General features: G+C 61.3%; 20 protein-coding genes. 12 read left to right on the plus strand and 8 right to left on the minus strand.

All coding sequences use genetic code 11. The annotated features are described in order from the left end of the window. Positions 1-21: 21 nt before the first annotated feature. Positions 22-999, minus strand: coding sequence for a Fic family protein (locus NBH12_RS07135; RefSeq protein WP_016462837.1), 978 nt, complete (start codon positions 997-999; stop codon positions 22-24). A gap of 60 nt (positions 1,000-1,059) precedes the next feature. Then, complete coding sequence (locus tag NBH12_RS07140) at positions 1,060-2,373, minus strand: HipA domain-containing protein (RefSeq protein WP_016462836.1); 1,314 nt, start codon at positions 2,371-2,373, stop codon at positions 1,060-1,062. Positions 2,374-2,816: 443 nt separating this feature from the next. Between NBH12_RS07140 and NBH12_RS07145 the strand changes: the two genes are divergently transcribed. Both NBH12_RS07145 and NBH12_RS07150 read left to right on the plus strand, forming a co-directional pair. Continuing rightward, complete coding sequence (locus tag NBH12_RS07145; protein ID WP_014483669.1) at positions 2,817-3,113, plus strand: hypothetical protein; 297 nt, start codon at positions 2,817-2,819, stop codon at positions 3,111-3,113. Between the two features lie 365 nt (positions 3,114-3,478). After that, the gene (locus NBH12_RS07150; protein ID WP_003831770.1) at positions 3,479-4,795 is read left to right on the plus strand and encodes a tyrosine-type recombinase/integrase; all 1,317 of its coding nucleotides are present in this window, start codon (positions 3,479-3,481) and stop codon (positions 4,793-4,795) included. A 275-nt stretch (positions 4,796-5,070) separates the two neighbouring features. Here the strand turns inward: NBH12_RS07150 and NBH12_RS07155 are convergent, their stop codons facing one another. After that, positions 5,071-5,472 carry a hypothetical protein gene (locus tag NBH12_RS07155; protein ID WP_236716386.1) on the minus strand — a complete coding sequence of 134 codons (402 nt, stop codon included), beginning with the start codon at positions 5,470-5,472 and terminating at the stop codon, positions 5,071-5,073. 218 nt (positions 5,473-5,690) lie between these two features. Between NBH12_RS07155 and NBH12_RS07160 the strand changes: the two genes are divergently transcribed. Continuing rightward, the gene (locus NBH12_RS07160; protein ID WP_015713666.1) at positions 5,691-6,317 is read left to right on the plus strand and encodes an EcsC family protein; all 627 of its coding nucleotides are present in this window, start codon (positions 5,691-5,693) and stop codon (positions 6,315-6,317) included. Positions 6,318-6,696: 379 nt separating this feature from the next. After that, on the plus strand, positions 6,697-8,064 hold the full coding sequence (locus tag NBH12_RS07165; protein WP_015713667.1) for a hypothetical protein: 1,368 nt from the start codon (positions 6,697-6,699) through the stop codon (positions 8,062-8,064). Between the two features lie 217 nt (positions 8,065-8,281). On the opposite strand, the gene NBH12_RS07170 is transcribed toward NBH12_RS07165, so the two are convergent. From NBH12_RS07170 to NBH12_RS07190, 5 genes are all read right to left on the minus strand, one after another. Next, complete coding sequence (locus NBH12_RS07170; protein WP_250819319.1) at positions 8,282-8,998, minus strand: PaeR7I family type II restriction endonuclease; 717 nt, start codon at positions 8,996-8,998, stop codon at positions 8,282-8,284. 336 nt (positions 8,999-9,334) lie between these two features. Next, positions 9,335-9,703: a hypothetical protein gene (locus NBH12_RS07175; protein ID WP_003831769.1), complete on the minus strand. Its 369-nt coding sequence runs from the start codon at positions 9,701-9,703 to the stop codon at positions 9,335-9,337. 23 nt (positions 9,704-9,726) lie between these two features. After that, positions 9,727-10,140 (minus strand): helix-turn-helix domain-containing protein, encoded by a 414-nt coding sequence (locus NBH12_RS07180; RefSeq protein WP_003831768.1) that lies wholly within the window; start codon positions 10,138-10,140, stop codon positions 9,727-9,729. Positions 10,141-10,323: 183 nt separating this feature from the next. Further along, entirely contained in the window at positions 10,324-12,549 is a 2,226-nt protein-coding gene (locus NBH12_RS07185) for a type IA DNA topoisomerase (RefSeq protein WP_052829007.1), read from the minus strand. A 19-nt stretch (positions 12,550-12,568) separates the two neighbouring features. Further along, positions 12,569-13,006, minus strand: a complete 438-nt coding sequence (locus NBH12_RS07190; protein WP_052790814.1) for a hypothetical protein — start codon at positions 13,004-13,006, stop codon at positions 12,569-12,571. A 427-nt stretch (positions 13,007-13,433) separates the two neighbouring features. Between NBH12_RS07190 and NBH12_RS07195 the strand changes: the two genes are divergently transcribed. The 8 genes from NBH12_RS07195 (at position 13,434) to NBH12_RS07230 (ending at position 20,578) form a co-directional block, all read left to right on the plus strand. Further along, a complete protein-coding gene (locus NBH12_RS07195) occupies positions 13,434-13,739 on the plus strand; it encodes an LPD28 domain-containing protein (RefSeq protein WP_052790815.1) in 306 nt (101 codons plus the stop codon). Positions 13,740-13,753: 14 nt separating this feature from the next. After that, entirely contained in the window at positions 13,754-14,095 is a 342-nt protein-coding gene (locus tag NBH12_RS07200) for a hypothetical protein (protein WP_209164187.1), read from the plus strand. 379 nt (positions 14,096-14,474) lie between these two features. Then, the gene (locus tag NBH12_RS07205; protein ID WP_003830718.1) at positions 14,475-14,762 is read left to right on the plus strand and encodes a DUF4160 domain-containing protein; all 288 of its coding nucleotides are present in this window, start codon (positions 14,475-14,477) and stop codon (positions 14,760-14,762) included. A gap of 16 nt (positions 14,763-14,778) precedes the next feature. Continuing rightward, positions 14,779-15,027, plus strand: a complete 249-nt coding sequence (locus NBH12_RS07210; protein ID WP_008783351.1) for a DUF2442 domain-containing protein — start codon at positions 14,779-14,781, stop codon at positions 15,025-15,027. Positions 15,028-15,486: 459 nt separating this feature from the next. After that, positions 15,487-15,867 carry a MobC family plasmid mobilization relaxosome protein gene (locus NBH12_RS07215; protein ID WP_042991353.1) on the plus strand — a complete coding sequence of 127 codons (381 nt, stop codon included), beginning with the start codon at positions 15,487-15,489 and terminating at the stop codon, positions 15,865-15,867. 2 nt (positions 15,868-15,869) lie between these two features. After that, positions 15,870-17,501, plus strand: coding sequence for a relaxase/mobilization nuclease domain-containing protein (locus NBH12_RS07220; RefSeq protein WP_052790817.1), 1,632 nt, complete (start codon positions 15,870-15,872; stop codon positions 17,499-17,501). A 44-nt stretch (positions 17,502-17,545) separates the two neighbouring features. Further along, positions 17,546-18,622 carry a PcfB family protein gene (locus NBH12_RS07225; protein ID WP_052790818.1) on the plus strand — a complete coding sequence of 359 codons (1,077 nt, stop codon included), beginning with the start codon at positions 17,546-17,548 and terminating at the stop codon, positions 18,620-18,622. Positions 18,623-18,634: 12 nt separating this feature from the next. Next, positions 18,635-20,578, plus strand: coding sequence for a hypothetical protein (locus tag NBH12_RS07230; RefSeq protein WP_052790819.1), 1,944 nt, complete (start codon positions 18,635-18,637; stop codon positions 20,576-20,578). Positions 20,579-20,747: the final 169 nt, after the last annotated feature.

Below are 20,747 nucleotides of genomic sequence, written 5' to 3' on the forward strand. Positions count from 1 at the left end.
GCTCCTTCCTTAAACCAGTCCTCACAAGGTCGGACGACGCTCATGCGTCTCTGATACGGCATGGACATCACGCGCGCTATTCTGGGCAAGCCTTGCCCGCATCGATTCACCGAATCTATCAGCCAGGTCGGCCTTGTTATGGATGGAATGGTCGGGGTCCGGGCCCCGGCGCAGCCCCTCGACCAGTTCGATGAACGACTGTTCCTCCTGCTCCACGCAGTCGAGGAAAACGGAACAGAACGCCGCGGAATCGCCATCCACCTGCCAGGCCTCCAGACCGCGGGCATAGTCACGCTTGGCGTCATACTTAATCGCCACGGGACGATAACCGTGCTTCAGCAGCATGAAGTTGAGCAACTGGCGGCCGGTCCGCCCGTTGCCGTCCATGAACGGATGGATGTTCTCGAACATCGCATGGAATCCGGCCGCCTTGAGCAGCGGATGCGCGCCGCTCCCGTTCAGCACGTCGACCAGGACTTGCAGGTCGTCACGAATCTCCAGCGGGTCCGCAGTCTTGACTCGGGTGGCGGTGATCCGCGCCAAATAGCCATAAGGACGGAACGTGCCGCGGGCGAACGGCTGGAGATCCAATGCGGTCACCTCGTGTAGACGACGGATCAGCTCCTCGTTCAGCTTCCGCCCCTCCTTGGCATATTCGCGCACGTAGGCCATGCCGTCAGCGACCCCTCGCGCTGCGAACACGTATCTGGCCGGCGAGTCCGATGGGACGAACTCGCCCTCCAGCACCAGCGACGTGTCCTCCAGGGTCAGCGTGGACCCCTCGATGGCGTTCGAATTGTAGGTGTAGCGCACCAGCCAGTCGCGGTCGTAATCCGCCAACGCCATGTCCTCGACACCGTCCAACGGCTCCAGCGAGCGGGCCCGGTCCTTCAGCGCGTCGATCCTCCGCAGGCGTTCGGAAATCTCCCGTCCCCTTTCAAGGGCGTTCAGCTCGTCGGGAAGGGCCTGGATGTGCCGCGACAGCTCGGGATTGGCCATCATGCTCCTCTTTTCGTGTTCCGGTTGCAAAGTCCATTATTCCAGTAGTGATTCGTTGCGCTAGCGGTTCAGATGACGGCTCAACGCATCCGGTCCGGTTCCGACGCTTCTGGCATCCCCGTCCCGTTGTCCAAGGTTCTTCCGCAACGTCTCGCCGAACCTGCCCATCAAATCCGTTTTATTGCGAATCGGGCCAGAAACACGAAGGACCTCACCCTCCCTGATCCTGCGGAGCATCCCGATACGCTTTACCAACTGTACCCGGATGGCATCGAGGCGTTCGGGCGCGAACATGCGCATGCGCGACAACTCGTGCGCCACCTCGTCGGGCCAGTCCGACAGAGCATCCAGATCGAACCGGCCCCAATCCTCCACCAGTTTGAGCTGCCGCAAGGCCGAGGGGCGACCGGTCGCCGAATAGAACGGCTTGGCGAACCAGTCGCGGTCGTCCACATCGAGCTCGCCGCTCCACAGGCTCGCGCCGGTGTCGTAGATCGGGGCCGGACGGACCGCAAGGGTCTCGATGTTCCGGATCAGACCGAAGTTGTTGTAATGCCTATCTGTATTGCGCATGAGGTAGTCGACCACGAGCCAATCGTCCGTGGCGTCACGAACCGCCCGTTCGTCTGCGCCGAAGCCGACGGCGGCGCGGATCCACTGGTCATGCGAGTTGAGGCCGTTGACGGCCTTGACGGATTGGAGCACCTGCCAGGCGGAGACCAGCTCCTCATGATTGGAGAGCATGTCCGCGCATGTGGACACCAGACGGTTGCCGTTGCGTGCCAGGGAATACCGGACGGCCGGAACGCCCAATCGCATGCAGAGCCTCGAGGCGATGACCTCGTTCATGGGCTCCTGGCCAGTACGGCCCGACTTGACGAGCAGTCTCCTGCCGGTGGCCCTGTCGATCGTCCAGCGTTTGGGAAGATCGCCGCCAGTGGACACGTCGGGGACGTTGAGGCTGATGTCATGGGACGACGAGTACGAGGTGAGCAGGATCTCGCCCAGCGCCTCGTCGAAGGGATTGTCGAAGAAGTTGACGTCCTTCCATTCGGCCGGGTCGTCCTCGCGTCTGACCCAGTACTGGTCCGACAGGCTCAAACCGTAGGTCCTGTCGAGCAGTTCGTCGGTCGATGCCGCGCCAAGCGATTCGAGCACGCGGCAGATGCCGTCGCGGGTGGAGGGGATGGCGCGGGACCTCCACCATTCGTCGATCCTCTTGGCATACAGCACGCTCTTGCCGTGCGTGGTGAACTCCAGGGGCAGACGATCATGGTCAAGGACCTCGCCAGAGGAGCACGCGCGACCGGACTCGGAATCGTATTCGAACGCAAGGACCGGATGGTCCCCGCACATGATCAGCTTGCGTGGCATGATTCCGCTCCCTCCAAACTTGGTCTTTAAAGATTCTACAGGCACGAATTACGCGCGAGACGGTGTACCGTTCCATGACGCGGTGCATGGATATGGGCCACTTCCGCAAATCGCAAGCCTCGGCGATGACGCCGACAACTGATACGGTAGTCATATTGGTTTCCCAAAGGTAAAGAGGCATGACCATGGGATTGTTCGACTTCGCTAAGAACTCTTTGGGTGACGTGCCGTCCGGCTTCGGCGGTCGGGGCGATATCGCCAATCATCTTTTCAACGACCGATGAAAAGGCTCCGGTTGAAGGCTATGGCATGATGACATGAGCGTGGGGACATTTATGACCGAAGGATACTCACATAAAGCGGCACACATCGTTGAGCATATCATTCTCGCAATCGCGCTGATCTGGGCTGGAGGCTGCACTCTCATATGGATGCAAACGGATATGTCGCATCGCATCGTGAACGCGAAATCCGCTGACGGCACCTGCGAAGTGACCATCAGCGAACTCGGCTCGCCCATATTCTTCGGCCCAAGCAGCATCACGGTCAAAGTCTCTTGGGACACCGATCCCGGTGTTATCGGTTCCGAGAACGTCACGGAAATCAAAACGGATCTACACAACGACGGCAAATCATTAGGCTCGGGCAACTTCACCGTCACCTGGCACGGCAACATCCCGACCGTCACCACCCATGGCGAGGAACAGCCGGACCAAAGCTACACATTCAACTGGAAATAACCGCTCCGAACATCATGTCTCTCCCGAGAGTAGTCCTCACAACCGGGCAGGTCCCACAAGGGGCATAGCTCATGCACCCACCGTCCGGTCTCAAGCCCATGAGACACTTAAGACCATGACTACAGTTATCATGCGCACCTCCGATGATAATCGCATGTGGTCGTTTTTGGCTTTTTTCCAGGGTTTTCCGTTCTTGGGAAATCTGCCGATTACCCTCGTTTTCCACGAGGCACCTACAGGCACCCGAAAATAATCTCGACTGACTCTCCCCTCACCGACCATACCGGCCGGTTCATGATTTTCATTCGAGACTTCCCGTTGACGATAGGCGCCCGAGCCCATACCGCCATCCAAGGGGGAAGTCAATGGAAAACACACGCACGAGGAAGCGCAGGAGATGGGGATCGGTGATCGTCCGCAAGGACGCGGACGGCAACCCGACCAGTTTCCAGGCGCGATACGTCAACCCGCTCGACCCGTCCAAGAAGGTCGGACGGAACTTCGGACTGGAATACGAGACGGAGGCCTACAGGTGGCTCGATGAGGAGCACTACCTCGTCACGCTCCACAACAAGGGCATCCGCCAATGGGTCCACCCATCGCAGCGAGGCACCGATACCATGCCCACATTCAGGGAATACGCCAAAGACTACTTCGACAAATACCGCAAACCGGACGGCAGCAAGCTCTCCGGACGAGCCAACCGGTGCAACGAGATCGTGCTGCGCCGGCTCAACAAGACGTTCGGAGACATCCCGCTCGACCGCATCACCAGACAGATGGTCGACGAATGGTATACGACAGCCAGGGACGAGCTGACGGCCTGGACGTTCGAGCAGGCCGCGCGCACGCTCAAACGGATCATGCTCGCCGCAGCGACCGAGCAGAACGACGGGACGCCGCCGCTCATCCCGGCGAGCCCATGCCGGTACCGCGTCATCAAACCGCAGTCCAAGCGACGGGACCAGCCGCCTATCACCGCCGACGAGATCAAAAGGCTGGCAGACCTGTTCCCCGACTACTACCGGCTCACCCTCTGGCTCTCCCTCCTGGTCGGCGGACTACGCCTCGGCGAGGTATGCGCCCTGCAGCTCAGGGACATCGACCTGGAGAACCTGCAGCTCCATGTCCGTCACTCCGTCAACCGCGGCCCCGACGACAGGGGCAAATACCGGTTGTGCGAGCCGAAGACCAAAAGCAGCAAGCGGGTCGTGCCGATCCCCAAACCGCTCGCCCCGCTCATCGAGGACCACATCAGCCAGTTCTGCAAGGACCGCAAGCCCGACACCATGCTGTTCCACTCGCCCATGCTGGACGAATGGCTGCTCCCGCCCACGACCATCGAGCGGACGTTCCGCATGGCCCGCGAAAAGATCGGCCGCCCCGACATCACCTTCCACTCATTGCGCGCCACGCACGCCACCATGCTCGTCCTCGAGGGAGGGACCATGCGCGAGACGATGGATGACCTCGGCCACACCAGCCTCACCGTCGCGGTGGACAGCTACCAGCGAATCGTCAGGGAACACCACCGCGACGCCGTGGAACTCCTCGCCTACCAGTACATGCCAACGGACGACCCGACAGTGATACGCACCGTCATCGACCAGAAGGAACGCCAGATCGACAAGCTCCGCAGAGAGGTGGACGGACTCAGGAAGATTCTTCAGGAAAAGAGCTGACTGAAACGGACCGCAGCAGGAAACCGGAACCGGTATATACCGGGACACCGGTTTACCGAGATACAGAAAAACCGGAATATTGAAAAACCAAAACCGGTAAAGACCGGCATCAAACGGGACAGGCCCCACACGTCTAAGTGTTGCGACAGCTACAGCCACAACGCTTAGACGCGTGAGGCACCCGCGGTCATAGCGCGAGGCAATGCCTGCAACCGACTGGATACCGCGATACCGGAACCGGTAGATACCGAAAAAACGAGATAACGAAATCGGCTTCAGCCCTCGGAGTCCATCACGGCACGCCCCTTGCCGAAGAGATGGTCGAATAGCTTCTCCCCGGCCTCCTCTCGGTCGTACACGCCGCTCTCGTACATGTCCAGGATGAAATCGGCCCTGGCGAACCTCTCCTTCACATCATCGGGAAACATTGGCGCGTCGCCTGCGGCCACGCTCATGGTCACGTCATGGGAACGCACCTCGCTCACACCAGCCGCCTCGACGCCGGCCGAATCCAGCAGAGGCACCCACCGGTCGTCGTCACCCCGCGGATCCGGGCCGGCGATATGCGCCCACACGCTCCCGTCGTCCATGGTTCGGGCATCGCCCGACTCGGGCTCGCCGTGATGGTTGAAGTTCACCCCATCTGACCGCGCCCATGTAACCGGCCTGTTCGTCATCCATAGCTCTCATCCTTTTCCCCTAAAACGGCACCATCGTCGCCGACAACACCGATTATAGAAGCTACGGTGTTTCCCGCACCAAGAGCAGACTTGACCGAGAAGCAGAAAAAGGAACAATAATAGTTGAGGCACAAGAACAGGAAGAACCGCTAAACGAAGCCAAAGCGGGAAAGATCCTCGACACCATTTATGAAAAAGCCCTGAACGGCATCCCCATGGTGAGCCGCTCCGTAGATGAAATCGCCGACGACTACCTATCCCACCACGACACGCCGGAAGCCGCCGCGCGAAGCCTGGCTCGATGGCAGGTCGCCAAATGCGGCACGTCGGGGTTCCTCAGCGGGCTAGGCGGCATCATCACCCTCCCCGTCACCATACCGGCGAACATCGGCAGCGTCATGTATGTGCAGATGCGGATGATAGCGGCCATCGCGAAGATGGGTGGATACGATGTGAACTCGGACCAGGTGCAGACGATGGTGTACATGTGCCTCACCGGATCGACAATCGCCGATATCGTCAAAGAGACCGGCATCCAGATCGGCACGAAGTCCCTCACCGCGGCAATCAAGAAAATCCCCGGAGCCGCGTTCACGAAAATCAATCAGAAGATCGGCTTCCGTTTCCTCACCAAATTCGGCGAGAAAGGCGCGATCAACCTCGGCAAGCTGGTACCCATCGCCGGCGGCCTGATCGGCGGAGGCGTTGATGTCGCCTCGACCATCGTCATATCAAGAAACGCCATACGCATATTCATCGAGGACGAAACACTCGACATGTCCGAACCGACCGAAGAAGAAACTAGCGACACAGAGGATACAACGGTCAAAGCCACAGACTGAGCGGCTCGCCGTCATCCGCACTGCCACTATCACAGGCCAATGCCTGGCACGAACCGAATCCCTGACGAAGCCGGAAGTATGACGCATGCCAAAATACCGGAACCGGTAAATACCGAAACCAATACAGACTGGAACACCGGAACCAATGAACCAGTCCAGGCAATGCCGTCCAGGCGTTGCGACAACCATAGCGGCAACGCCTGGACGGGATTGATGGATACCGCGATACCGGAACCGGTGAATACCGAAAAAACGAGATAACGGAATCAGTTTCAGCCCTCGGAATCCATCACAGTACGCCCCTTGCCGAAGAGATGGTCGACAGTATTAGTGTTGTGCATGAAGTAGTTTTAGGATCAGACACATTACGGACAAGATAATGAATGGAATAAAAGAAACCTTCGGTTTAATTTCTGAAGCCATCAGCACTATGACGGAAAGCAGCAACGACTGGCCCTACACTTTGGTGGCAGCTCTTCTCCTTCTGACTGTTGTTGCTCATTGTGCCATCAAGATATCGACTTTGATTGGAGACAACGCATATTCAAGACAGCAGAAGCGTCTTTCAAGACTGTCATCTCTTCGCCAGGCAAAGGAGAATCATCCTGATGTGCTTCTTGAAGCTGAAATCGACGCAGAGACAGCAAAAGTGAACAGATACGATGCATGGTGCCGTTGGCGACAAGAGAAAACACAAAAACATCGGAATGAACTAATCGAGAAGAAAACGTCTCGAAGAAGAGCCAGCTTCTTTTTTACTCTTTTTTCTCTTCTGCTCCTTCTTATCCTATGGGCAATACCCTTCTTGCTCAAATTCTCGGGATTGCTTTCCCCTGAGAAAAGCAGCATTTTAAGCAATATTAAAAAGGAAGACTTACTAGGCGTGGGTTTCCTCCTCGCTTTTCTTATCCTGCCGATAATCTGGATTCCTGTATATATCGTTGCTTACCGTTCATACCGGGCCGTCAAAGAAGCAAATAACCCAATATCGATATGGGGTTTTTCCTGGATGTCGACATCCATGTTGTTCTCGGCAACGATTGCAGTGTCAATTGAGACAGCCACGAAATATACTGCCAAACTCTTAGCCAGGGAGCTAATGCTGGTGGCAATCGCTGCCCTGTTTGTTCCTTTGAGCCTTGCCGTGGGATATGCCATCGATTACATAATCGATAGATGGAGATTCGCCAATCGTCCAGACTCGGAAGATCATTATCATGATTCGTTCTGTTCTCCCACACTTTGCCGCATGTTGGCTGGCTCTAATTTTGTATTCTGGCTATGTATTTCCATCTTATTTGAAGTGGTTTATTTCGAATCGGCTATAGATAATATCTGCGTATTAGTGCTTGTCATTATCCTAAGCCTTGTGGTTTTCTTCTCAATCGTAGTTTCTCTCATTTGTATTATTTCTTTTATCCGCGAGGATGAGTTTGCACTGCACGGCCATCATGTGATCTTCCATGATGGACAGAAAAGCAAGCTCAAAATAATAAACGAGCACAGAATAATAAGCTATGGTCTTTCGGCGAAAAGCGCGTACTATCAGCCTTCAAGTCGGAAGAAGGGACTCATCTTTGAAGGATGGAATACGCAAGAAGACGGTCATGGCGTAAGCATAAGAAACGCGGATGATTTTGACGCGATGGTCCCAAAAGACAAATGCGGGGAAATCAAACTATATGCCCAGTGGAAGGAACCATCTTCTCCTGGTCCGACCAGCGGTATCAGATCAGCGGCGAAATAGGATAAGGACCGCCGCCGACACCCGTAGGGGCCAAGGGTGAGCATCTCACATCGTATACGGAGACCCTCACCCCTGCGTATGGCCGACCGTGTATCCCCGACCATGAATGTTGCAACACTTAGACACCATGGAACATGCACGATCGGATAGAGACTACGGACCGGCTACCGGAACCGGTAAAAGCCGAAAGAACGAAATCGATTCTGCTTTCATTCTTTTACGCCCTATGCACGCCAAGCGCCATAACAATGTTTGCGATGAACTTGTCATACGTCAGTGCCGACGAAGGCTCATAGGCCACACCGTCCTCGGGATTCGCGAACACGAGCCAGACGGCCTGGTACAAGCTCTTTCGACGGAGTCGGTCACAGAGCAACAAAAAACGATCGAGGTACGACGCCCCCTCGAAATCAGGGTCAATCGGAAAATGCGCTGACCGCACCCCACGTCCGACAATCCGACTGTCCGGACAATCGTGAACTATCATCACATAGCCCATGACCGGTGGAATACTGCTGGAACCAAGCAGATTCTCATCGAACGCCGTATGCGCGTCAAATGCCGAGCCGATTGATTCCTCCGCGCGGTTGTTGGCGTTGTTCCCGAAGGAACTGTTAATGCTCTTCAATTCGATAGCGCTTACGAGTTCGCCGTTGTCAAGCGCCAGCAAGTCCCAGTTCTTGGTGGGACGGAACCAGCCCGGTAATGTGCACATGCGTCCTTGGTCATAGACCTCATCAGGATGGAAACCCGCATTAATGAGATCGTCACGAATGATAGCTGCAATCGGATCCAGGTGCTTTCCAGACGTGATCCCCTGACGTGCTCCCTGATCGGAATGCCCTGCTGCAGCCTGTGCCTCGCGGGCACGTCGAGAATCAGGTTGACAACCCATTTTTTTCGTATAGACAACACCGTGGTGCACAGATGCCATAATCCTCCTCCTGAAATCAGATACTCCTCAGTATCACCTATTAGAAACCGACAAGGAGTATCGGCCCGGCCCGTGAAACGCTGTCCTCAGACGGCCAAACACCGGAATCCCCAGCATCCCTTCCGCGGGCGGGTGGTTGTCCCTCAGCATGGTGGCGCGGGCGGAGCAGAAAAGTTCTCCGCGCGGCGTCGCATCTCGAATTCAGATATAGCTTCAATTCCGAACATCACGCCACTCCCTTTCTCCCTGATTCTCATTTCGTGGCCCCGGGCCTTCGGCCTAATGGCCCATATGGCGCCCAGAACCTTTGTGACTCGTCGTTTCAGAAAATAAATTCTACAGGCGCGAATCGAACGTGGGGGCGGCGGCCCGGCTCATGGCGCGACGTTCGGCCCTGGTGGGCCGTTCGAGCACCCATTCGGCGAACGCGCGGATGATGACGGAGGCGACGATCACGCCGATGGATCCCCAGAAGCACGGGACGAAGTCCGGCTTTGCATGGTCGGTCCAGAACCAGACGACCAGAGCGAGGAGCAGCGCCAGGCCGGCGGCCAGAGCGGCGAGCTTGTGGAACACGAGGGCGATCGTGCGGATGGGATGCGTGACCAGTCCCACCGCCAACGCGACGACGACGAGCAGGGCGACGAAGCCGGTGACGATGATGGCGATGCCCAGGTATATCGCGAGCATATAGAGTCCGAACATGATCGACCTTCCTTCTCTCTTTTCTATTTCGTTTCTTCAGGCAAGTAGGTGTAGGCGACGGCCGCACCCTCCGCCTCAAGCAGCGCGGCGGCCTCGCGAACGGCGGCGGCACGGCGCTTCACGGACTCCTCGGCCCGGACCCAGTCGGGCAGTCCCTCGGGCAGGCCGGAGACGCGGGAGAACGAGAGCACGGCCCTTTTCTCCCCCCTGTGCCGTTCCACGATAGCCGCGACAGCGCGCCTGTGTTCGGCAAGATAGTATTCGAGCATGGTTCTCATCCCCTCCGAGGGTTGGATCCGGTATTTCTCCGACTCGTATTTCTTGACCATGTCCACGGTAAGGTTCGCAAGCACGGCCACGTCGTGCTGGGTCATGCCGATGCGTTCGCGCGTCGCGCGCATCCACGCCTTCGCCTCGCTCCAATCCTCTTCCGCCATGACCCCTCCTAGATATAAGAAAGCCGGATCCGCCTGCGCGAACCGTGATTATACCTTTAGTATAATCGAGGTTTTCTACAGGGCGGACCCGGCGTTTCCCGGAGCACGGTCGAAGCTGTGCCCCGTTCCGTCACTCGGCCGATGCCGATGGATTATCGTCGGTCATGGTCTGCTGTGTCTCCGTCATTTCTTTTTCCTTTCCTTGTTGTTATTGCCGAAGTCGAAGGCGATGCCCTTGTCCTTGTCGATGAGGAGCGCGGCGTCGAACGTACTGCCCTTCCTTGAGGTGAAGCCCTTGAGGCTGACCTTCCGGCCGTCGAGCAGCCTGCGCATGGTCATGTCGGTGATGGTCTTGCCGGCGATGGTCGTCCAGGCGCGCCAGCCGCATCCCTCCGTGGTATTCCATGTGCCGTCGGGTTGTTTCTCTCGCCGGTTGGTGGAGCATTGGAACACCTTGCCCGTTTTGACGACGGGCTTGCCGCAGCGTGGGCAGTCTCCGAACGATTCCGCGTTCCGTGTTTTCGTCTGCACGTGGTCCTGACGGACGGCGGTCTGCGCGTCGGCCGGGATGCGGGCGGCGAGGTCGCGGAACTCCGTTTCGACCTGCGAGGCCGCGGCCTGGCTGTGTTCGACCTCCGAGAGGCGTCGTTCCATGCCTGCGGTCAGTGCCACGTCCTTGAGCTTCGGGGCGACCACGTCGATCAGGGATCGGCCCTGTTCGGTGGAGCGGAGCTGCTTGCCCTTGCGTTCCACGTATCCGGTGCGGATCAGCTTCTCGATCACGTCGGCGCGTGTGGCCGGCGTGCCGATGCCTCCGGAATGAGATTCGTCGTCATCCAGTGCGGCTTTGAGATCCTTGTCCTCCACCCAGCGGCTCGCGTGTTCCATCGCGGCGAGCAGAGTCGCCTCGGTGAACGGCTTCGGAGGCTTCGTCTTTCCCTCGGACAGAGTCGCCCCGCCATGTGGAACGGGGGCGATTGAGACTCCGGCGGCGAGGTTGGCGGGGATGATGTTGCCCGCGGCCTCGTCCTCCTCGCCATGGTCCTCCTGCGGGGCGGCATGCTCGATGGCGTGCCAGCCGAGGGAGACGGGCTGGTCGGAACGGCTGGTGAAACGGCATTCGCCCTCGGGCAGAAGTCGGCCTTCGTCCGGATGTTTCTCGCACCAATGCGGGTCGATGTTCGCGACGACGTTCGTCACGTCGTGCACGTAGTCGTCGCCCACGGCCTCCCACATGCGTCGCACCACGCGCGTCAGCACGAGACGTTCGTCGTCGCCGAGCTCGTCGAGCGCCGCCTTGTCGGCCTGCATGGTGGGAAGGATGGCGGTGTGGCCGGCCACCTTCGCGTCGTTCACGGTCAGTTCGAGATGTGGCCGTTCAGGTTTCGCGTCCGGTTCGATGAAGCCGGCGGCGAGCCGGTCGCCTTCGGTGAGGCCGCGCAGCGTGTCCAGGTCGTCGTGCGTGATGTACTGCGAGTCGGTGCGCGGATACGTCGCCAGTTTTTTCTCATACAGGGATTGCAAGGCGGACAGGGTGCGGGCGGCGGTCAGGCCGTGCAGCCGGCTCATGTCCTTCTGCAATCCGGTCAGGTCGTACAGGCGGGGCGGCGCGTCGTGCTGCTGCTTGCGTTCGGCCTTGAAGATCGAGAAGGCGAAGTCGTCCGAGTTGACGATCCGCAGCAGCGTCTCGGCGTCCTCCCGCTTGTCCAGTCGTTCGCCGGCCAGTTTCCATCCGCCCATCGGGGCGACGACCTTCCAGTACGGTCGGGCCACGTGGCCGGCGATTTGCCGGTCGCGGTCCACGATCATCGCGAGTGTGGGCGTCTGCACACGTCCAACGGTGAACCGAGCGTTGTAGACGAGGCTGTAGGCGCGCGACGCGTTCATGCCGATCAGCCAGTCGGCCTTCGCACGGATCATCGCCGAATCGGCGAGCCCCTGGTATTCCGTCTCGTCCTTCATGGACGCGAGGGCGTCGCGGATGGCGTCCTCCTCCAGGCTCGCGACCCACAGGCGTCGCATCGGCTTGGAGACGCCGGCATGCTTCACGATCCGACGGAAGATGGCCTCGCCCTCACGGTCGGGATCGCATGCGTCGACAAGCATGTCGACGTCGCCGCGGCGCATCAGTCCCGCGACGACCTTGTACTGGCGGTCCGCGCCCTTGTCCCGGCTGACCTTCCATTGCCAGTCGGGTGTCGGGTCGATGGGCAGCGTGTCGAGGCTCCACCTGTCCCAGTCGTGGTCCTTATATTCGTCGGGCGCGGCCAGGTCGACGAGGTGGCCCTGCGCCCAGGTGACCAGGTCGTCGCCGACCTGCACATAGCCGTCATGCTTTTCCATGTGCCCGCCGACCGCCTGGGCGATGGCCTGGCCGACCGAATGCTTCTCGGCGATGATCAGTCGCATCCCGCATCACGTCCGATCATCAGTAGTTGCCGGACGCCCATGCGGGCCGTCCGTCGTCCGAGGTGTCGGGTTCGGCGGCGGGCTCCTGCGGGGCGGGCTCGTCGTCCGCCTCCTGGACGTCGGATCCGGTCGTCTCCGGATCCGTCACGGCGTCGGCCGCCGGCGCGGCGGTGGGTTCGGCGGAGACGGTTTTTCTTCCGGCCGGCGCGGCGACGAGCTCGCCCTTCGCATCGAACGCGACGTTCTTCTCCGTTCCGGTCATTGCCAGCTTGTCCGCGATCATCGTCCGGCTCATGCCGGGGAACGCCTCCTCGAATTGCCTCGCCGCGTCGCGCAGCGCCTGCGCGCTTTTGCGGAAATTGTCGAGGCGGTTGTCGAACTTCTTCGCCGCCGTCTCCTTGCGCTTGAACGACTCGCGTTCGTCGCGCAGGAAGTCGTCCACGTAATCGGATGCCATGGTCCGTTTCCTTTCCAGTCTTGTTTTCATCGGTTCCCGGTTTCGATCCGGCTGGAACCATGGTCGCGCGATTGGACACATGCCGGTTTGGACAGTCGGGCTCCGCCAGGATCACACGCTTGTGATCCTGGCTTCGCCGGAAACGGAGCGCGGCCCTGGGCCGCGCGCTATCTTCGCCGACCCTTCCGGGATTTCCAGGCGTCGACGCCTGGAAGGGAACGGTCGGCCGGCCATGGTTCATCATCGCAGCCCCGCGCCCGCGTCTTCGGAACTGCGTGTTCCATGCTCCGCTCCGGGAGGGCTTCGCCCGATTATCCCAAAGCGGGCACGGCCCACGCGTCCTCCACCGCGCGGCGGGGCCGCGAGGCTGCCCCATGTCCGGCGAAAGGAAAACAGGAACGCCGGCAGGACATTGAAGGAGCGAACCATGCGGATGGAATCGATGGAATTGCAGCACGCCGTCTTCGAGACCGAAGAGAAGGGACGCGTCGACGCGATGTGGAGCGACGTGCGTCTCCACGCGGGCGACATCCCCGACGGATGGCACTGCTACGCCGTCAGGGGCGGCGACGGTGGATGGCCGCCATGCAGCATCGAGAAAACAGTATGGGTCAACCACGCGGGCGACATCATCACGCCCGACGACCTCGACCCGCTGCTCGAAAGGAACGACTGGATGCTCGTCATCAGGGACTGGTGGTTCACCGACGAGCCGTTCAAGCGTGCGGAATGAAAGGAGACATGGACATGAAGGAGAAGAACAGGGCCGAGGAATGGTTCCGGGCCAAACACGACGAGCTCGCCGGGACGGCGCGGGCCAACCTCGCCGCACACGACTTGGAACCCGGACAGGAGGCCTACCATCTGGACAGCCTCCACTATGCGACCGCCGAACAGATGGAGGCCATATGCCCGACGGGCATCGACTTCGACCGGTACGCGACTCTGGCGAACGGCAGCGTCGGATACGACGAGGCCGACGCGCATTGGGCCGACGCGGCATGGTGGGACGAACAGGCGCGAGCCATGTGGGACGAGGTCGACGACATTCCCGACGACGGCCTCTACTGGACAAGCGTCGAAGACTAAAACGTCATCGCCGTTCCCGGCCAAGGGACGCCCCGGGACCGATGCCGCCCGCATGACGCGGGCGGCGCCTCCGGCGGCCAGAGGACGACTACCGTCCTCTGGACCCCACGCGCCGGGAACCGTTCCCGGACCCGACAGGGCGTCGCCGTGGCACGGAGGCCACGTCTCGCCGACGGGAAACGGAGCACGACACCAATGCCGCGCGCATCCCGAGGATTTTCTTTTGACCGGCCGGCTGACGCCTTGATCATAGCGGCACGCGGAACCCGTCAACGCCCGCGCAGCGAAACCCGTGGTTTCGACGCGTTCTCATGACGGAACCCGCTACCACCGCTAGCGCTTTCGCTTGACCATCCGGTCAAAAGAAAAATATCCTAGAATGGAAGACAACGAAAACAAGGAGGCGGACATGCCGGTCATCAGCATGTTCTTCGGAATCATCATCACCATGAACGCGGACGACCATGTTCCGCCGCACATCCACGCCAGATACCAAGGCCACGAAGCGTCCTTCACCTTCGATGGCAACCTGCTCAAGGGAGACCTCCCGCGCAAGCAGCGCAAACTGGTCGAGGCATGGGTGCTGCTGCATGCCGAAGAGCTGGAAGCCGACTGGGAGCTGGCCTTCAACCTCGAGCACCCATTCAGAATCGACCCGCTACGCTGACAAGGAGGCAACGGACATGACCATCGACTATTCAATCAAAGTGACCCAATGCGAGCCCATGCCCGGCTACAAGCTCAAGGTCACCTGCTCCGACGGCGCGACCGGAATCTTCGACATGTCCCGATACATCGACCGCGGCATGTTCAAACCGCTCAAGGACCCGCAGACGTTCGACCGCGTGCGCCTCGCGTTCGGCGTGCCCTCATGGCCCGGCGACATCGACATCGCCGCGGAACGCGTCCGCTCCGACATGCAAATCATCTAGAAGCCCACGCGCATCCGCCCCGACCGTCATCAAGACGGCCGGGGCCTTTTCATGCCCGTATGCATGACGGACATGACGCGCCACCAACGACCCACCGGCCCCGCGATTTTTTCGCGGGGCCTTCTCGCTTCCCTGCTCCAAGTGTCCAAACCCATCGCCGTTTCCACGACGGACGATTGGCGTAAGACACCGGCCGTCCCCTCAAGGCCATGGGCGAAAGGAGCAAGGAGTGAACGCGATCATCCTTCACGGCATTGCGCAATCATGCCGTGCGAAATCACTCCCAATCAATGAAATTGATATGGGAGTAGCAAGCGACGTGATTGTAGCTACAATCACTCGATTCGCGGTGCGAATCGGCTTGCCGGGAAGACCCGTACCCCATGGTCGGCAGAGCCTCCAGACCGCTCACACGGCATCACAGAAAACCCAACTCCGCACCTCCCAGAGAGGTGTGGAATGAGCTGGGCAGCAGGCAGAGATCGGAACATCTGCAAGCGAATCACGTTCACGCCGGACGAGTGGGAGCGGGTGCGGAAGCTGTATGAGGAGCTGACCAGATACGCTCCGGAACACCGTTCGTTCAGCTCATACGCACGCAGGATGCTGTCCGAACGGCGCATCCACGTCACCGAGATCAGGCCGTTGACGGACCCCGAGCCGATCGCCCGCGAGATCGACCGCATCGGCGTGAACGTCAACCAGATAGCCCACTGGGCCAACGCGAACGAGCACATAACGCCCGATCAGGTGGAGGAGATCCGCGCGTCGTTCGACCGCATCGAGCAGCTGCTCGGCGACCTGTTCGCCGACAGGCGCGAAGCCCGGAAGGACGCGTGAGCATGGCGGTGGTCAAGCTCGGCAAACCCGTGAAATCGAATCTCGGCGGCGACAACGGGGCGATGGCGTACATCATCAACCCCGCCAAGACCGATGGCGGAAGACTGGTCAGCTCGAACTACGAACGGACCAGGACGGACCACGACGCGCTGGCCGAAGGCATGCTCGACGACAACCGCAGGTCGCCGAAAGGCATCCGGAAGAACAGCCGGCTGGCCTACCACATCAAGCTCAGCTTCAGCCCCGACGACCCCGTGACGCCCGAGCGGGTGCACGAGCTCGGCGTGGAGTTCGCGCGTAGGATCACGGGCGGCGAATACAAGTTCGTGGTCGCCACGCACACCGACCGGCACCACCTGCACGACCACATCATGGTGTGCGCCGCCTCCCAGTACGGGAAGCATCTGAAGGCCGAGCTGCCCAAGGACATCATCGACCAGTGGCGGGCGGTCAGCGACGAGATATGCCGCCGCGAGGGACTGAGCGTCGTGTTCAACCCCGTCGTGGAGGAACAGACGCGCAAGATGCGTGGCGGTACGACAGCCGCCGGCGACGCCGAAACGCCGCCGGCGCGCGACCCCGAACGCGTCGATGAAGCACCCATGCGGAGCGCGAACGAACCGGAGGCGACGTCGCGGAAGGCCTCGGGCGGGGAGCCGTTGGAACGCCGGTACGGCATGTCGATGGAGGAGATCTACGCGTCCGCGAAAGGCCTGGGCGTCAAGGACAGGCTCCGCATGCTGATCGACCTGACCTCGTCCACGGCGGAGAACTTCGAGGACTGGAGGGACATGCTCGACATCCGAGGCGTCGGCGTCGAGGTCCGCGGCCGGCACCTCACGTACACGCTCAAGGACACCGGCTTCAAGGTCCGCGACGAGAAACTCGGCCAGGCGTACGACATGACGAACATCATGGCCGGACTCGCGCACACGCCCGTCATCCCCATCACGTTCAACCGCAGACTCGTCGCCAAACAGACCAGGAAGACGGTCACCGTGTGGCTGCCCGGCACCCACCGGAAGAAGAAGATCACGTTCGACGCGAAGCGTCTCGTGGACGACGGCGGCTCCACGCTGCGCGCGTTCCTTCCCCGCGACCGCGACCAGATCATCCTCGACCCGTCCAACCGGTACGCCGGCAAGACCCCGACGACCGGCCTCTACCAGTGGTTCGGCGAGCCCACGAGCCGGCTCGAACCGCAGACCACGCCCGAACGGCTGCCCTTGCGCTACGGGGTGAGCCCCGCACAGCAGCGCTGGTACCAGGCACAGGCGCGCCGCCTCGACCGGCTCGCCGGCGAGGCGAAGGCGCTGAACGCGGCGATCCGATGGACCCGCCTCGCGGGCGGCGACGCCGCCAAGGGACTCAGTCTGCTGCGCGGGAAGGTACGCGAATCGCACGACGAACTCCAGTCCGCCGTCATCGCATTGCACGACGCGATCCAACAGGGCGACCCCGACCTCGTGGCCGAGACGCGCGGCGAGATGGAACGCCGCGAGGCCCTGTGCGACCGGTACGAGGACGAGCTGTCCGCCATCGAACGGGAGATCCACACGACCCGCGACCGCGAGCAGACGGAGACCGAACAGCGCGAACGGCAGCAGCAGCACAAGCGTGGACGGTCCATCTGAACCGTCCCAGGAAACACCATCCAACAAACAGAAAGGAAACCGCAATGCCAATCGAGGAACAGGCGGAGGAGAAGATCCAGAACGTCGTCCAGACCATCATCACCGGAGGCGCGAGGCTCATGCTCAGAATTCCCAAAGGCGTGGCCATGGCGCTGCTCCGCTCCGGCATGAAGCTCGCCAAGACCGGCGTGCACGCCGCCGGCGAGACCGTCAAAAACAAAATCGACAGCGGCGAGATGTCCGAGAAGCGATTGCAGAGGAAGAAGGACGGCGACCTGCACGAGCTGCAACTCGACGACTCGACCATGCGCGAGGTGCAACGCAGCCTCAAGACCGCCGGCATCGACTATCACCTCGAACGCACCGACCAGGGCCAGTTCATCCTGCACTTCGCCGGCAGGGACGAGGACCACATCCGAGCCGCCGTGCAACGCGCTTTCAGGAACATGGGCCTGGACGTCGCCGACGAAGACTTCACCGTCGAACAACAAACGGAGCAGCAGGAACGGACGACGGAACAGACCCGAAGCGAACCGGAAACCCCGGCGCGGGATACGCCCGTCGAACCGGAGGCGAAGCCCATGCCGACGCAGCGCATCGCATGGGACTTCGTGGATCCGGAGGTCATGGAGATGGCCGCGAACAGCCTCGCTGCCCGCCACCCCGAACTCTCATGGGACAGGCTCATGGGCGACACGGCATGGAACGAGCAGGCCGGCCGCGACTTCGCGGACCGGATCATCGGCAAGGCCGCCGCCGACCCGACATTGCGCGACGAGCTCGACACCATCCTGCGCGACGACTACGGACAGGGCGCGCAAACCCAGGAGCAGACCCGCGGGCGGACGGCCGAGCCAAGCCGGGAGACGCCGGCAACGGAGCCGGAAAACCAACCGGAACCCACACCGGACGAAACCCAGTCGAAGGACCCGCAACAGCAGACGCAGCACAGAACCAACGCTCCCAAGCCGGACGGCAAAGAGCAGAAGCCGAAGCCGATCCGGTCGAAGAAGGCACTGCTCGAACGGTTCAAGACCCGGCTCAACGAGAACCTCACCGAACAGAAGAATCACATGCCACCCACCCAGAACAGGGACCGCACGCCCCGCAAGGGCCGCTGAAAGGAAACCACAATGAACCAGCAGGAACAGTCGACGAAACGCGCCGCGATCTTCCAGGACACCATCAACGGGACCAACGACCCGACCCCATGGCCCGTGACCATGTGGGCCTCGTCCGGCGACACGATATGGACGGCCGGCACGGCGAGGACGGCCGGCGAGGACTCGGTGGGCATGATCTACGGTCCTGGCGAAACCATCGTTCACCGGAACACAATCGCCGGCGACACCACCCGCGCCACCGAATCCTTCGCCATCAGACCGGCGGACGGGCAAAGCCCGATGGACGCGATGCTCGCGGGCATCGAACAGTGGAACCACCGCCATCCCGACCGGTGGGACACCGTGACCACGCCGGGCGAGTACCGCATGATGGATCCGACGACGGGCAGGCCGCTCCCGATGGGATGGAGCGCCAGTCTCGCCGTGGCCGCGTCCGCGGCGGGCCGGCTCGACCCCAACCTGCTCCAGGCCAGCCTCATGCAGAACGCGGTCGAGCACGAGCCACGCCCCTGCGTGTTCTTCCTGGAGGACAACGGATACGACCTCATGGTCTTCTCCTGGCATCGAAACCAGCAGGGACTGTTCGACGCGATGAGCTTCAAGCACCTGCAATACGACGACCTGAGCATGCAGGTCACCTGCATCAGCCACAGCGAGGACATGAGGGAATCCTTCCCCGCCAAGACCATGAGCGACGGCGAACTGCTCACCCAAAGCCGTGTCTACCGGGACGAATACCAGTACTGGCGCGAACGCGACGGCGGCCCCGTCGTCCAGGGCATGACCGGCCGCGTCATGCGCAGCGGACTGCTCAAACCGGGACTGGAGCAGAAGCCGCTGCTGACCCTGAACGACGGACGCCGCGCACCGGACTGGAACGAGTTCATCGACCGGGCCGCCATCTCGATCCTCCAGGGCCGACCCGTCTCGCCGACGCCCACGCTCCCCCAGCAGGAACAACCGGAGCGGACCGCCGAACCCACGGCCGCGACACAGACGCCAGCCCGGACGGACGCGGCGACGAAACAGGTCTGGCCGAACGCATGGGTGGCGAACAGGCTCGCGCACACCTATATATTGCACGCGAAGGACGGCCGCGACTGGCCGAAGATGATCGTCGGCCTCCCCCGCGGCACCGCCATCGACGGACAGGACCTGACCGGCTGGGCCACCGACATGTTCATGAGCGCGAAGAACCGGAGGCAGAAGAGCGAGGGACGGGCCGTCAACCTCAGATTCAGACCCGGCACCCCGGTCGAACTGTTCACCGGCCGCGGCACGGAACGCCGCACCATGCAGGTCGACCCGCAGACGCTCGTCCAGGCGATCGCCGCCGCGCAGAAACGCAGCCGCGACGCCGAGCAGACGCTCGACACGGCATCGGTGGAACTCGCCTCGAAGACCGTAGAGGAATCCTGGCCCCAGATCGAACGCATGCAGGGCCGGTTCGCCGAATACCAGCGCGACGGCGCGTACAAGCCGGCCGTCGCAATGAAATGGGCGCGCCGCCTCGTCGACCGGACCGCCGGACCGGACAAGGACCGGTGGACCAGCCGCCAACGCCGCCAGGCCGCCAGACTGCTCATCCAGGAACTCGCCGGCACACAGGATCCAACGCGATCCACGGACGAGACACGGGACCGGCCGGCCGTCGGGCAAGCCGCGCCGGAAGCCGGCAGGACGTCCACCCCCACGAGCGCGAAACCGGACAAGACGACGGAACAGGCACGAGCCACCGGCACGACCGGATCGCCATCCCCGGCCGCCGACCAGGAAACGGAATCCGAAACGCCGGAACCGGCGCGCCATGACGGCCCGGAACGACGGCACGCGGACCTGAAGTCAACGCTCGACCGGTTCCGGACCAGGCTCAAGGAGAACCTCGACGGACTCAACACCACCCCGCCCGCCAGCGGCCCCGACCGGAACCGCGGACAGCGGAAAACCCTATAGGAAAGAAAGGAGCAGACCATGGCGAGAAGACGCCTATACGCGAAACGGACCGCCTCGGCCGAATACGAACAGCTCGACCTGTTCGGCATTCTCGAGGAGGAGCGGAAGCAGGCCGACAGGACGGCGGAACAGGTGCGCGGATACGAGATAACGGTGGGCCACACCGCGG

Origin of the sequence: Bifidobacterium sp. M3-N-101 (genome assembly GCF_023656805.1) — a bacterium.
GTDB lineage: Bacteria > Actinomycetota > Actinomycetes > Actinomycetales > Bifidobacteriaceae > Bifidobacterium > Bifidobacterium breve.

Bases quoted from the DNA above. Each gene is read 5' to 3' on its own strand.
- NBH12_RS07135 (WP_016462837.1), bottom strand. From the start codon at position 999: ATGGCCAATCCCGAGCTGTCGCGGCACATCCAGGCCCTTCCCGACGAG.
- NBH12_RS07140 (WP_016462836.1), bottom strand. From the start codon at position 2,373: ATGCCACGCAAGCTGATCATGTGCGGGGACCATCCGGTCCTTGCGTTC.
- NBH12_RS07145 (WP_014483669.1), top strand. From the start codon at position 2,817: ATGTCGCATCGCATCGTGAACGCGAAATCCGCTGACGGCACCTGCGAA.
- NBH12_RS07150 (WP_003831770.1), top strand. From the start codon at position 3,479: ATGGAAAACACACGCACGAGGAAGCGCAGGAGATGGGGATCGGTGATC.
- NBH12_RS07155 (WP_236716386.1), bottom strand. From the start codon at position 5,472: ATGACGAACAGGCCGGTTACATGGGCGCGGTCAGATGGGGTGAACTTC.
- NBH12_RS07160 (WP_015713666.1), top strand. From the start codon at position 5,691: ATGGTGAGCCGCTCCGTAGATGAAATCGCCGACGACTACCTATCCCAC.
- NBH12_RS07165 (WP_015713667.1), top strand. From the start codon at position 6,697: ATGAATGGAATAAAAGAAACCTTCGGTTTAATTTCTGAAGCCATCAGC.
- NBH12_RS07170 (WP_250819319.1), bottom strand. From the start codon at position 8,998: ATGGCATCTGTGCACCACGGTGTTGTCTATACGAAAAAAATGGGTTGT.
- NBH12_RS07175 (WP_003831769.1), bottom strand. From the start codon at position 9,703: ATGTTCGGACTCTATATGCTCGCGATATACCTGGGCATCGCCATCATC.
- NBH12_RS07180 (WP_003831768.1), bottom strand. From the start codon at position 10,140: ATGGCGGAAGAGGATTGGAGCGAGGCGAAGGCGTGGATGCGCGCGACG.
- NBH12_RS07185 (WP_052829007.1), bottom strand. From the start codon at position 12,549: ATGCGACTGATCATCGCCGAGAAGCATTCGGTCGGCCAGGCCATCGCC.
- NBH12_RS07190 (WP_052790814.1), bottom strand. From the start codon at position 13,006: ATGGCATCCGATTACGTGGACGACTTCCTGCGCGACGAACGCGAGTCG.
- NBH12_RS07195 (WP_052790815.1), top strand. From the start codon at position 13,434: ATGCGGATGGAATCGATGGAATTGCAGCACGCCGTCTTCGAGACCGAA.
- NBH12_RS07200 (WP_209164187.1), top strand. From the start codon at position 13,754: ATGAAGGAGAAGAACAGGGCCGAGGAATGGTTCCGGGCCAAACACGAC.
- NBH12_RS07205 (WP_003830718.1), top strand. From the start codon at position 14,475: ATGGAAGACAACGAAAACAAGGAGGCGGACATGCCGGTCATCAGCATG.
- NBH12_RS07210 (WP_008783351.1), top strand. From the start codon at position 14,779: ATGACCATCGACTATTCAATCAAAGTGACCCAATGCGAGCCCATGCCC.
- NBH12_RS07215 (WP_042991353.1), top strand. From the start codon at position 15,487: ATGAGCTGGGCAGCAGGCAGAGATCGGAACATCTGCAAGCGAATCACG.
- NBH12_RS07220 (WP_052790817.1), top strand. From the start codon at position 15,870: ATGGCGGTGGTCAAGCTCGGCAAACCCGTGAAATCGAATCTCGGCGGC.
- NBH12_RS07225 (WP_052790818.1), top strand. From the start codon at position 17,546: ATGCCAATCGAGGAACAGGCGGAGGAGAAGATCCAGAACGTCGTCCAG.
- NBH12_RS07230 (WP_052790819.1), top strand. From the start codon at position 18,635: ATGAACCAGCAGGAACAGTCGACGAAACGCGCCGCGATCTTCCAGGAC.